An 11,838-nucleotide genomic window follows, 5' to 3' on the forward strand; every position below is an offset into this window, starting at 1 on the left:
GTATCGTTCGGTCGTGGTGGCGGCATAGCCTTTCCGGTGGGCGACGGGCTTGAGCGTGGCGTGCGCGATCCGGCGGCGATCCTTTTGGATTGCGAAGCCTGGGGACCGGCCCCGACCGTCGGACCGCCCTCGCCGCCCTCGGCGACTCCCGTCTCCGCGCGGCGCACGTCTTGCGGCGCGACCGCCTCACACGCCATCATCGTCGAGACGGGCCGGTAACGGTCTTTGCGCATCGCGCGCGGCGCGGCGGACGTGGTGGTCGGCGACTGGGTCGCGCCCGCGCCCGCGCGCGGCGCCGTTCCCCCGACGATCGTCGCGATCCTCCCGCGGCGAGGCGTCATCGCGCGCAAGGCGAGCGGCGCGACGCACGCGGCCCAGACGCTCGCCGCCAACATGGACGTCGCCCTGCGAGCGAGCGCCGGGAGGAGACCGAGCGCCGCCTCGGACGCGCGGGCTCGAGGATGATCCGCGGGGCGAAGGAATACAAGCGCTCGCGGCGCGAGGGGTAGCGAATCCGACGCGCGCCGCGCGACGGCTTGAAATAGGGCGAGCGTCGCTCGCCGACGTGTGGCAGAACCCGTCATCGTCGCCCGCGACATCCGCAAGGCGTACGGCAGGACCGAGGCCCTGAAGGGCGTCGACCTCGAGGTCCGCGAGGGCACCATCCTGGGGCTCCTCGGCCCGAACGGCGCCGGCAAGACGACGCTCGTCCGCATCCTTGCGACGCTCCTCCGCGCCGACGGCGGCGTCGCCACGGTCGCGGGCCTGGACGTCGCGCGCGAAGCGTCCGCGCTCCGCCGCGTCATCGGCCTCGCGGGACAGTACGCGGCCGTCGACGAGTCGCTCACGGGCCGCGAGAACGTCGTCCTCGCGGCGCGCCTCCACCACCTCCCGAAGGCCGAGGCGCGCCGCCGCGCCGACGACCTCCTCGCGCGATTCGATCTCCTCGAGGCGGCCGACCGCCCCGCGCGGACGTACTCGGGAGGCATGCGCCGCCGGCTCGACCTCGCGGCGAGCCTCGTCGGCGACCCGACCGTGCTCTTCCTCGACGAGCCGACGACGGGCCTCGACCCGCGCTCGCGCCTCGCGCTCTGGTCCATCATCGACGGGCTGCGCCGCGAAGGAAAGACGATCCTCCTCACGACGCAGTACCTCGAGGAGGCGGACCGGCTTGCGGACCGCATCGCCGTCGTGGACCGCGGCGTCATCATCGCGGAAGGCACCGCGAGCGAGCTCAAGCGGAAGGTCGGCGGCGACGTGGTCGAGGTGCACCTCTCGGACCCGGCGCAGGCCGAGGCCGCGCAAGTCGCGCTCGCCCCGCTCGGCGCCACGGTCGACGCGGCGCGCCTGAGGGCGCACCTTCCCGCGACGGAGGGCACGCGGACGCTTGCGGCCGCCGTGCGCGCGCTCGACGAGGCGAAGATCGAGACGACGGACATCGCGCTGAGGCGCCCGAGCCTCGACGACGTCTTCCTCGCGATCACGGGCCGCGCGGCCGAGGCCGAGGAGGGGTCCGCGTGAACGTCGGGTCCCCCGGCCTCGGCCAGCGCGCCCGATGGGCCGTCTCCGACACGATGCTGCTCACGTGGCGGAACCTCATGCATTACGTGCGCATCCCGCAGCTCATCGTCTTCGCGATCATCCAGCCGATCATGTTCACGGTGCTTTTCGCGTACGTCTTCGGGGGCGCCATCTCGACGCCCGGCGGATCGTACGTGGACTTCCTCATCCCCGGCATCATCGTGCAGACGGTCGTCTTCGGCTCGCTCATGAGCGGCATCAGCATCGTCGAGGACGTCCAGAAGGGCGTCATGGACCGCTTCCGCTCCCTCCCGATCGCGCGCGGGACCGTCCTCGCCGCGAGGACGCTGAGCGACACCCTGCGCAACACGCTCTCCGTGTTCATCATGGCGGGCGTCGGCTACCTCATCGGCTACCGCTTCCACGGCACGGTCGGAGACGCGGTCCTCGGTCTCGCGATCACGGTCGCGGTCGGGCTCGCGTTCTCGTGGATCGCCGCGACGATCGGGCTTCTCGTGCGCGACACGCAGACCGCCGAGATCGCGGGCTTCACGTGGGCGTTTCCGCTCGTCTTCGCGTCGAGCATCTTCGTCCCGATCGACACGATGCCCGCGTGGCTCAGGGCCTTCGCCGAGCAGAGCCCCATCACCCTCGCGGCCGACGCCGTGCGGGCGGCCTCCTTCGGTACCCCCATGGGCGACGCGGGTTGGTTGACGCTCCTCTGGTGCGCGGGGATCACGGCCGTCTTCGGGTTCCTCGCGGTGCGGCGCTTCTCGCGGCTCACCTGAGCGGGATCGACGCCCCGCCCGGCGTCGGAGGCCGCGAAGCGGAAGCGTTCAAACCCTCCCGGAACCCTTGCCTTCCCATGGAGCCTCTTCCCGCATCGGGGCTCGAGGACGAACTCGTCGCCTGGGGCGCGCTCGAGCGCGCGGGCGACGGCTACGCGTGGACGCGCCGGTTCCGGGGCTTCGTGATGCGGGAGGCCGCGCGCCTCGCCGGCGAGGAGCGCGCGGGCCGCGCGCCCGCGGGCGGCGCGCTCGCGAACGCCGTCGTGGGCGCGCTCGAGGCCTTCCCCCATCCCGACGGCGCGGCCTACGGCGAGCTTCACGCGCGCCGCCTCGTCGAGATCGAGCTCGCGGCCCTCCCCGAGGAGCTCCGCCGCGCGCTCGGCGCGTGACGTCCTCCGCGGCCCGCGGCGCGCGCGGCGAGAGCGCGGACCGCTCCGGCGTTCACGGCGCCGGGAGCGGCCGGTCCCGCTCGATGAGCAGGAACTCGTTGCCGCTCGGGTCCGCGACCGTCGCGTAGGTGGGCCCCCAAGGCGCCTTCCAGGGGCCTTCGAGCACGTCGGCGCCGCGGCCGCGCAGCGCCTCGACGGCCTTCGCGCAGTCGTCGACCCCGAACATGAGCCCGCTCACCGTGCCGGCGGGGCGGCCCGGTTCGCCGGGCTCCTGCACGTGCATCGAGAGGCGCGCGCCCCCCGGAAGCGCGAAGACGAGGAGGCCTTGCGCGAAGACGAGCTCGCGAAACCCCATGACGTCGCGGTAGAACCGGCGCGAGGCCTCGAGGTCGGTCACGTGGAGCGTGATGCAGTCGAGTTCCCGGACGATGGACATGCGTCCGCGAGCGCGGGCGGGCGGCAAATCGCTGTCGCCCGCCCTCGGCCCCGGGTCCATGGATACATATGACCCGAGTCCCATCGGCGGGGATACGGAGAGGTCGCTCTGAGGCTCGGCGCCTACGACACGGAAGGATTCTACGACGAGACGTTCGCCCCCGACGGCACGCCGCGGCCCGGGAACGCCTTCCTCGTCGAGGCCTTCTCGGGTTTCTCGGAGGCCGAGCTCGCCCGGCGGCAACGCGCGGCCGACATCGCGTTCCTCAACCAGGGCATCACGTTCACGGTGTACGGCGACAAGGCCGGGCGAGAGAAGATCTTCCCCTTCGACATCGTGCCGCGCATCGTGCGCTGGCAGGAATGGACCCACGTCGCGCGCGGCCTCGAGCAGCGCATCCGGGCGCTCAACGCCTTCGTCGCGGACGTGTACGGCGAAGGGCGCATCCTCAAGGCGGGCATCGTGCCCGAGGACCTCGTGCGATCGAGCCGCGGGTTCAGGCCCCGACTCGTCGGCGTGCGGCCGCCCCGCGACGTGTGGTGCCACGTGAGCGGCATCGACCTCGTGCGCCACGGCGACGGCGCGCTCTACGTGCTCGAGGACAACATCCGCACGCCCTCGGGCGTCTCGTACGTGCTCGAGAACCGGGAGATCATGAAGAAGGTCCTGCCGGAGCTCTTCGAGCGCGCGAACGTGCAACCGGTCGCGAACTATCCGAACCTGCTCCTCGAAACGCTGACGCAGCTCTCCGATCGTCGCGATCCGACCGTGGTCGTGCTCACCCCCGGCATGTACAACAGCGCCTACTTCGAGCATTCGTATCTCGCGCAGAAGATGGGCATCGAGCTCGTGGAAGGCAGCGACCTCGTGGTGGACGGGGACGAGGTCAAGATGCGGACGACGCGCGGCCTCCGGCGCGTGGACGTCATCTATCGGCGCATCGACGACGACTTCCTCGACCCGAAGGCCTTCCGCGAGGACAGCCTCCTCGGCGTCGCGGGCCTCATCGACGTGTTCGAGAAGGGGAACGTCGCGCTCGCGAACGCCCCCGGCACGGGCGTCGCGGACGACAAGGCCGTCTACCCCTACGTCCCGAAGATGATCCGATTCTACCTCGGCGAAACGCCTGTCCTCCCGAACGTTCCGACGCTCGTGTGCTGGGACGACAAGGAGCGCGCCGAGGTCCTCGCGAACCTCGACAAGCTTGTCGTGAAGGCCGCGAACGAATCGGGCGGCTACGGAATGCTCGTCGGGCCGCACGCGACGCCGGACGAGCGCGAAGCGTTCGCCAAGCGCATCGAGGAGAATCCGCGCAACTACATCGCCCAGCCGACGCTCGCGCTCTCGCGCGTTCCCACTCGGGTGGGGGGCACGTTCGAGGGGCGCCACGTCGATCTCCGCCCGTACGTGCTCCACGGCCGCGAGATCAAGGTCGTCCCCGGCGGCCTCACGCGCGTCGCGCTCAGGAAGGGCTCGCTCGTCGTGAACTCCAGCCAGGGAGGCGGGAGCAAGGACACGTGGGTCCTCGGCCCGGAGGGCGCCTGATGCTCTCCCGCGTCGCGAGCCAGGTGCACTGGCTCAACCGCTACATCGAGCGCGCGGAGAACGTCGCGCGCTTCATCGACGTGAACCTCAACCTGATGCTCGAGATGGACGCCGCGCACCAGCAATGGATGCCGCTCGTCGCGACCGCGGGCGACGAGGCGGCGTTCGCGGCGCGCTACAAGGAGCCGTCGAAGGCGAACGTCATCCGCTTCCTCACGTTCGACGCGTCGAACCCGAACTCGATCCTCTCCTGCCTCCGCATGGCGCGAGAGAACGCGCGAAGCGTCCGGGAGATCATCTCGAGCGAGATGTGGACCCAGGTGAACGTGAGCTACCTCGCGGTCGAGGAGGCGGTCGCGAAGGGGAACGTGCTCGACGACCCTCGAGACTTCTTCGCGCGGGTGAAGATGGACAGCCACCTCTTCGGCGGCATCATGGACGCGACGATGTCGCACGGCGAGGCGTGGCATTTCGGCCGCCTCGGCAGGCTGCTCGAGCGCGCGGACAAGACGGCGCGCATCCTCGACGTGAAGTACTACGTTCTCCTCCCGAGCCTCGAGGACGTCGGGAGCCCCTTCGACGACCTGCAGTGGCAGGCGGTCCTCAAATCCGCAAGCGCCCTCGAGATGTACCGCAAGGAGCGGCGCCGCCGGATCACGCCGCGCGACGTCGCAGACTTCCTCATCCTGTCGCGCGACTTCCCCCGCTCCATCCGAAGCTCGCTTGCGACCGCCGAGGAATCGCTCCATCGCATCACGGGAACCCCGGGCCACGCCTTCCGCAACGCGGCGGAGAAGCGGCTCGGCCGCCTGAGGAGCGAATTCGACTATCTGGAGATCGAGGACGTGTTCGCGGTCGGGCTCCACGAATTCCTCCAGCGCGTCCTGAGCGAGATCCGCTACGTGGGCGACGGCATCCACGAGAGCTTCTTCGCGCCGCGGGCGATCCCGGCCGCGACGCGCCGGGAGGCCCCGCAATGAGGATCCGGATCGCCCACCGCACGGCCTACAGCTACTCGGCGCCGGTGCGCCTCGATCCCCAGGTCGTGCGGCTCAAGCCCGCGACCGACGCCCGCCAACGCCTCCTTTCCTGGGCCCTCGCGGTCGATCCCGCCGACGCCAAGGTCGCGGAGGCCCTCGATGCCTCGGGCTTCTGGGCGACGACCCTCGCGACCGAGGCCGGGCTCGAGCGATTCGTCCTCGAAACGGAATCCCTCGTCGAGACGATGCCCCTTCCCCCCATCGATTCCGCGCCGCGTCTGCCGTGGCGGGACCCCGCGCTCCTTCCAGAAGGCGCCCGCGCCTGGCGCCTGCCGCGCGACGAGGACCCCGAGGTCGTGCGGTTCGCCCTCGACGTCGCCCAGGGGGCCTCCTGGGAGACGCTCCCCTTCCTCGGCGACCTCGCGAGGCGCATCCACACCACGCACCAGCACCGGGTCCGCCACGAAGGATCGCCGTGGACGCCGCGCGCGACGCTCGACGCTCGGGAGGGCGCCTGCCGCGATTTCGCCGTCCTCTTCGTGGCCGCCTGTCGCCTCTTGGGCGTTCCCGCGAGATTCGTGAGCGGATATCGCGTGATCGAGGCCACGCGCCAGGGCCAGGAGCTGCACGCGTGGGCCGAAGCCTGGATTCCCGGGCACGGTTGGCGGGGGTTCGATCCCACGGATGGACGCCCCGTCGAGGACCGCCACGTCGCCGTCGCGGCAGGCTCCGTGGCCGAGGCCGCGCCCGTGACGGGAACGTTCTGGGGGCCCGCGGGCGTCGTCTCCCGCCTCGAGACGCGCGTCGACGCGCGGATCGAGTGAAGCCCCTTCACCCCGACCGCGCGCCCGCGACCTCGCGCGCCCGACGCTTCGCGGCGGCCGCGGCCCCCGCGTGCCCGCACGCCTCCTCCGCCGCGGCGAGCGAGGTCCATGCGAAGGCGAGATACGGCGGCGTCTCGACGACCGCCGACTCGAACGTCGCGGTCGCGGCCGCGATCGCGTCGCGGCCCTCGGGCGCGCGGCCCGTCGCGACGCACGCATCCGCGAACCCCGAGGCGGCTCCAAGCTCGAGATACGGGCTTGCGACAAGCCGGGCCGCCTCGATCCCCTCCTTGCCCGCGGCCAGGGCTTCGTCGTGATGTCCCGACCTCGTGGCGAGGATCGCGACGTCGCAGAGCGCGCAGGCCAGAAGCCACGTGTCGCCGAGGCGGCGCGCGACCGCGAGCGTCTCGCGCGCGTGGAGAAGCCCTAACGCGGCCTCCCCGGGACCGCCGCGGATCACGGCCCTCTCGGTGAGCGCCGTGCGCGCGAGGACCTCTCCGCGCAGGTTGCGCGCGACGCGCGCGAGCCTCAGCGCCTCCTCGGCCCAGGCCCGGCCGTCCCCGCCCCGTTGCGTTTCGGCGCGCGCCGCGCCGCTGTAGGCGAACGAGATGAGCCTCGGATCGTCGGTCTGCTCCGCGGCCTCGAGCGCGCGCTCGTGGGCCTCTCGCGCGCGACCGCCATCCGTCTCCTCCAGAAGCAGCGCGCGCGCAAGCAGCGCGTCGGCCGTGAGATTGGGGGATGTCGACTCGGCGGCCGCGCGATCGTAGAGGGCGAGCGCGCGCGGGGGATCCCCCGCGCGACGGGCCTCTTCGGCGCTCTCGATCAGGAAACGCGCCGCGAGGGGGCCCCGGGAGGGCGCGAAGGGTTCGGCCCGCGCAAGGAGGGCGGCGCTGTCGCCTCCGTCCCGCCGAGCGAGGTTCGCCCGCTCGATGAGCGCCGCCGCGCGGATCTCCTTGGATGCAACGGTCTCAGAGGCCTCGAGAAGGAGCCGGGCATACGCGTCCCCGAAGCCGTGCTCCACGAAGCGGTACGTCCGCTCCACGGCCTCCCGCACGACGACCGCGCCTGCGGCCTTCGGATCCTCCCCGGCAAGCGCGAGCCGCAAGGCCTCCAGGCCCCGCGCGGGATCGCGGTCGTCCATGAGCATCTTCGCGGCGCGCGACCGAGCCGAACGGGGGGCGAGCGGCGAGAGGACGCTGCGCACGAGGTCGTGCACCATCCATCCATCGGGCGTGCGCGTGGCCAGTCCGCGCGCGGCGAGGCGCAGGAGGAGGTCGTGCCCGCGCGCGACTTCCGCGACGTCTTCGGCCTCCTTCTCGGAGAACGGGACCTCGAGGACGGCGAGCGCGAGGACGGCGTCCCGATCGGTTGCGGGCAGGGCCGCGAGGACATCGTCGGTCAGGAAGGCCCGCACGTCGTCCCCCAGGAAGAACGGGTCGTCCGAATCCGACGCGAGCCGATCCCGGCTGAGCAGGAGCGAGAGCGGATGACCCGCCGACCGGGCGTGGAGCCGATCGGCCCGCTCCGCCTCCGCGCCGGTCGCGCCGAGAAGCCGCCGCGCGTCCTCCCGGGTGAGCCCCCCGAGCTCGAAGGATGCGAAGTCGCGGGGAAGGGCGCGCGGAAAGGCGCGGGCGGCCACGATGGCGGCGCCCCCGCGCAGGCGGCGCGCGACGTCCGCGAAGGCGTCGACGGCGCCGTCCGTCGCCACTTCGGCGCGGTCGAGCACGAGGAGGGCCCCCTGCGCGGAGGCGGCGTGCGCCACAGCGTGGACGAGCGTCGTGTCGTCCTCGTCGTCGAGACCTTCGACGGGCGCCTTCCGTCGCAGCGCGGAGGCGAGCCGGGCAAGGAGCAGCGGCGCCGATTCGCCCGGCGCCGCCGTCCGCCACGCGACCGGCCCGGGCCACCGCGCGGCGAAGGCGGCAAGCAGGGTCGTCTTCCCGATGCCGCCCAGCCCGTGGAGGCAGACGGCGCGACGATCCATGGCGAGGCCCGAAAGCGCCTCGAGCTCGACCTCGCGCCCGACGATGGAGGCGACGGCCGGCGGCGATTCGGACAGGAAGGCGGGCATTGGATCCCCATCGATGCCTTCGATGCTCAGCCCATCTCCGGTGAGGTTGACCACCAGGCTCTTGCGGACAAGGCGATAGAGCCGCACCGTGCGGCCCACGTTCGCCCATTCCGCCGCGAGGACGCCGAGTCGCTCGAACGACCGCAGGCGACGGGACGTCTCCTCCTCGGAGAGGCCCACGAGCTCCGCAAGACGCCGCGTGTAGAGCGGCTCGACCGCGAGGTGCGCGAGGATCGCCCGGTTGGTCGGGTTCGAGAGCAGCTGGAGGAGGTCGTCCCCGGGCACCTTCCCGCATCGTTTCGCGCGAGGCATGTAGCTTCCGCCGGTCTGCGGTCGCCCCCGCAGACCGCGAGACCATGTCCTTCGCGGGCCTGTGTCCCTTGCCGACAAGGCGACGTGAGACCATGACGACCACGAAATTCCGGAACGAGATCGCGATCGCGCTGAACGAACGCGGCGTCGAGGTGCGGGCCGACCAGATGGGCGACCTGCTTCTCGCCTTCGAGCGCTGGCCGAAGGGCGACTGGAGGCCCGTCTTCGACGGCCTCGCGGACGGGGGCTGCCAGGCCGAACACTGGGGCTACTGCCTCAAGGGCGCGGGCCGCGTCCACAACAAGGACGGGAGCGTGAGCGAGATCCGGGCCGGCCAGGTGTACCACGTTCCGCCGGGCCACACGTTCGAGACGCTCGAGGACATGGACGTCGTCGAATGGACGCGTCCGCACGCGGCGTACGAGAAGGACGTCGAAGTCATGATGGCGAACTTCCACGGCATGAAGGCGGTCGCGCCGCCTTCCCGGCGCTGAACGGGCCCGGGCGGCGCGAACGCCGCCCGACACTTTTTTCCGGCCCCGCGCGCTGGGCCCCGCGTGAGCGGCGGACGCGTCGACGAGCACCGCGCGTTCCTCGCGACGGGCGCCGTGCCGGGCCTCCCCTCGCCGACCTTCGAGGACCGGCTCGCCTATGCGCGCGCCGGCCTCAAGGACGCCTCGTTCAAGAAGCTCGCGTGGCCGCACTTCGCGTGCTTCGTCGACGCCTCGAACGTGGCCCGATGGGACCCGCCACCGACGGCGAAGGTGAACGAGCCGAAGGCGAAGCTCTGGCGGCTCGTCGCGTGCGAGAACGCGCTGCGCAAGCTCGGGTACGTCCCCATCATGGTGAGCGACGGGAACCTATTCCACCTCATGGACGAGCCCTACGAGTACCAGAAGCGGTATACGCAGTATCCCCACTCGGTCGCGAAGGGCTTCCAGGCCGACCGCATCGTCCTGAGGGCGCTCCGCGACCTCCCCGAGGCGGCCGTCGTCTCGCGCGACCGCTTCGACAAGCCTTCGGACGTCAAGGATTTCGCGGACGTCCTCGTCGATCGGCGCGCCTTCTTCGCGTTCCGCTTCGACGAACACGACGCGATCCACTTGTTCCGCGGCTCGGAGCCGATGCCCCGGGCGACGGCGAGGCTCGCGGCGCGTTGGAATCCGTGAGGAGCGCTAAGCGCGGCCCGTCGCGACGTGCGCCTCGCCCCACATCTCGATGGCCCCGTCGGGGCGCGCGAAGCGGGCGCTCGCCTCGAGGACCGCGACGCGCAGCCGCTCCACCTCGCCCGGCGAGAGACCGGTCAAGAATGCGGGGACGACCGGATTCGTCGTGGTGAGCGTCGGCCACTCCTCGGAAAGCGACGGCACGATCCACGGGTGGCGGACGGTCTCCACCCGGACGTCGACGAACCCCGCGTCCTCCATCTCCCGCCTCAGGCGACCGGGATCGGACAAGCTGAAGACCGCGGGCGGCGAGGGCGGCGGGGGGTGGTCCGGGAAGGTACGCTTCATGGCGGCTCCGAAGGCCGCGAACCAGTCGAGCCGGTCCGGGGTCGACCATGCGACGACCGCACATCGGCCGCCGGGTTTGAGCGCGCGCCTCATTCCCCGGAATCCGGCGGCGCGGTCGGGGAAGAAGATGAGCCCGAAGACCGAATAGGCGGCGTCGAAGCTCGCGGGGTCGACCGCGAGGGCCTGGCCATCCATCACGCGCGTCTCGACGTCGACCTTCTCGCGCCTCGCGCGCGCCTCGAGCTGCGCGATCATCTCGGGCGCGAAATCCGTGGCGAGGACGCGCGCGCCGCGGCGGGCGGCCTCGATCGAGAGCGCGCCGGTGCCTGCCGCCACGTCGAGAACGCGCTCGCCGGCCGCAAGACCGGTGAGACGCAGCGCATCCTTCGCGAACTGGACGAAGACCGGGGTGACGCGCGCGTCGTAGGCCTCGGCGACGCGCCCCCAGCCCGAAGGCGTGCGGTCCGGAGGAAGGGGTTGTGCGGTCATGGAGCGAGAACGCGCTCTCCGCGGTTATCGCTTGCGACGGGCGAGCCCGCCTCCGGAAACGTTCATGGGCGATGAGCGGGCTCGGCGTTCGTGCGCGACACGCCACCCCCCGTCGTCCTCGCGGCCGCCGGCGCCGCGCTCCTCGTCGCGCTCCTCGACGTCGCCGACACGGCCATCCTCGCGACGACGGGCGCGCCGACGGGCCCCGTCGTCGGCACGTTCGTGCGCGACGCCGTTCTCGTGGTCGCGGCCGTCTTCCTGCTGCGCCGCGCGCGCTGGGCGCTCTGGACGCTCGTCGCCCTCCTCGCGCTCGGACTTCTCCGCACATTCTCCGCCGACGAGCCGCTCGAGTACGCTGGCGTCATCGTCGCGCTCGCAGGCCTCGCATCGGCGCTCATGCCCGAGACGCGGGCATGGGTCGCCCGCCCCGCTTGACGTCACGGTGGAAGCGCCAGCCACGCCCGGCGCTCCCAGCGGGATTCTCGATCGCGAAGTCAACCTCGACCGCGGCCTGCGCGCCATGCCTGCCGGGGAAGCGAAGGAGGCGATTCTTCCGCGACCTTTCAGCCAGCGCCTGCGTGGATGGCGATGGCGCGCGAAGCCCCTCGGTGTCGTCGCGGCCGCCCTCCCCGGTCCGGCGTGCGATCAGGCGAGGATGTCGTTGATCTGGATGATCGCCTCGAGGTCGGTATAGTTCGGCACGTCCGCCATGAGTTCCGCGCCGTGGGTCGCGAAACCCTTCTGGAACCCATCGACATTCTTGAACACGTAGCTCGCGATGGCCGCGTATTTCGGAGGCGCGCCCGGCTCGACGCCGCCGACGCCCCTCTCGAGGTGGGCGCTCACGAGGCCGAAGCCCGAGAGGCGTTTCTGGACGAGCGGGATGTGGCTCTTCGCGTAATAATCGAAGTCGAATCGACCGCCGGGTCTCTGCCCGTAGAATGCGAGGACACGGATCATGCTATCAGGCAG

General features: G+C 71.7%; 14 protein-coding genes. 10 read left to right on the forward strand and 4 right to left on the reverse strand.

From position 1 onward, the window contains the following. Nucleotides 1-225 precede the first annotated feature (225 nt). The 4 genes from VM889_00800 to VM889_00815 all read left to right on the forward strand — a co-directional run bounded on the left by VM889_00800 (nt 226) and on the right by VM889_00815 (nt 2,698). On the forward strand, nt 226-465 hold the full coding sequence (locus VM889_00800; protein ID HVL47077.1) for a hypothetical protein: 240 nt from the start codon (nt 226-228) through the stop codon (nt 463-465). Nucleotides 466-567: 102 nt separating this feature from the next. Then, nucleotides 568-1,521, forward strand: coding sequence for an ATP-binding cassette domain-containing protein (locus VM889_00805; GenBank protein HVL47078.1), 954 nt, complete (start codon nt 568-570; stop codon nt 1,519-1,521). Continuing rightward, the gene (locus tag VM889_00810; GenBank protein HVL47079.1) at nt 1,518-2,309 is read left to right on the forward strand and encodes an ABC transporter permease; all 792 of its coding nucleotides are present in this window, start codon (nt 1,518-1,520) and stop codon (nt 2,307-2,309) included. The genes VM889_00805 and VM889_00810 overlap by 4 nt, the downstream gene beginning before the upstream one ends. Nucleotides 2,310-2,386: 77 nt before the next feature. Further along, complete coding sequence (locus VM889_00815) at nt 2,387-2,698, forward strand: hypothetical protein (GenBank protein ID HVL47080.1); 312 nt, start codon at nt 2,387-2,389, stop codon at nt 2,696-2,698. 52 nt (nt 2,699-2,750) lie between these two features. On the opposite strand, the gene VM889_00820 is transcribed toward VM889_00815, so the two are convergent. Further along, nucleotides 2,751-3,134 (reverse strand): VOC family protein, encoded by a 384-nt coding sequence (locus tag VM889_00820; GenBank protein ID HVL47081.1) that lies wholly within the window; start codon nt 3,132-3,134, stop codon nt 2,751-2,753. Between the two features lie 108 nt (nt 3,135-3,242). Between VM889_00820 and VM889_00825 the strand changes: the two genes are divergently transcribed. From VM889_00825 to VM889_00835, 3 genes are read left to right on the forward strand one after another with little or no spacing between them, the layout of a single operon-like run. Further along, entirely contained in the window at nt 3,243-4,679 is a 1,437-nt protein-coding gene (locus tag VM889_00825) for a circularly permuted type 2 ATP-grasp protein (GenBank protein HVL47082.1), read from the forward strand. Beyond that, nucleotides 4,679-5,659 carry an alpha-E domain-containing protein gene (locus VM889_00830; GenBank protein HVL47083.1) on the forward strand — a complete coding sequence of 327 codons (981 nt, stop codon included), beginning with the start codon at nt 4,679-4,681 and terminating at the stop codon, nt 5,657-5,659. The genes VM889_00825 and VM889_00830 overlap by 1 nt, the downstream gene beginning before the upstream one ends. After that, nucleotides 5,656-6,483 carry a transglutaminase family protein gene (locus tag VM889_00835; GenBank protein HVL47084.1) on the forward strand — a complete coding sequence of 276 codons (828 nt, stop codon included), beginning with the start codon at nt 5,656-5,658 and terminating at the stop codon, nt 6,481-6,483. Before VM889_00830 ends, VM889_00835 begins: the two co-directional genes overlap by 4 nt. Nucleotides 6,484-6,490: 7 nt before the next feature. Here VM889_00835 and VM889_00840 read toward each other — a convergent pair whose 3' ends face one another. After that, nucleotides 6,491-8,836: a winged helix-turn-helix domain-containing protein gene (locus VM889_00840; GenBank protein ID HVL47085.1), complete on the reverse strand. Its 2,346-nt coding sequence runs from the start codon at nt 8,834-8,836 to the stop codon at nt 6,491-6,493. A 119-nt stretch (nt 8,837-8,955) separates the two neighbouring features. On the opposite strand from VM889_00840, the gene VM889_00845 reads away from it, so the two are divergent. Together VM889_00845 and VM889_00850 are read left to right on the forward strand one after the other, a co-directional pair. Further along, entirely contained in the window at nt 8,956-9,357 is a 402-nt protein-coding gene (locus VM889_00845) for a hypothetical protein (protein HVL47086.1), read from the forward strand. A gap of 63 nt (nt 9,358-9,420) precedes the next feature. Next, nucleotides 9,421-10,032, forward strand: a complete 612-nt coding sequence (locus tag VM889_00850; GenBank protein HVL47087.1) for a hypothetical protein — start codon at nt 9,421-9,423, stop codon at nt 10,030-10,032. 6 nt (nt 10,033-10,038) lie between these two features. On the opposite strand, the gene VM889_00855 is transcribed toward VM889_00850, so the two are convergent. Continuing rightward, nucleotides 10,039-10,866 (reverse strand): methyltransferase domain-containing protein, encoded by an 828-nt coding sequence (locus VM889_00855; protein HVL47088.1) that lies wholly within the window; start codon nt 10,864-10,866, stop codon nt 10,039-10,041. Between the two features lie 90 nt (nt 10,867-10,956). On the opposite strand from VM889_00855, the gene VM889_00860 reads away from it, so the two are divergent. Further along, on the forward strand, nt 10,957-11,301 hold the full coding sequence (locus VM889_00860) for a hypothetical protein (GenBank protein ID HVL47089.1): 345 nt from the start codon (nt 10,957-10,959) through the stop codon (nt 11,299-11,301). 210 nt (nt 11,302-11,511) lie between these two features. Here the strand turns inward: VM889_00860 and VM889_00865 are convergent, their stop codons facing one another. Then, complete coding sequence (locus VM889_00865) at nt 11,512-11,826, reverse strand: EthD family reductase (GenBank protein ID HVL47090.1); 315 nt, start codon at nt 11,824-11,826, stop codon at nt 11,512-11,514. Between the last annotated feature and the right edge of the window lie 12 nt (nt 11,827-11,838).

Source organism: Candidatus Thermoplasmatota archaeon (assembly GCA_035540375.1).
GTDB lineage: Archaea > Thermoplasmatota > SW-10-69-26 > JACQPN01 > JAJPHT01 > DATLGO01.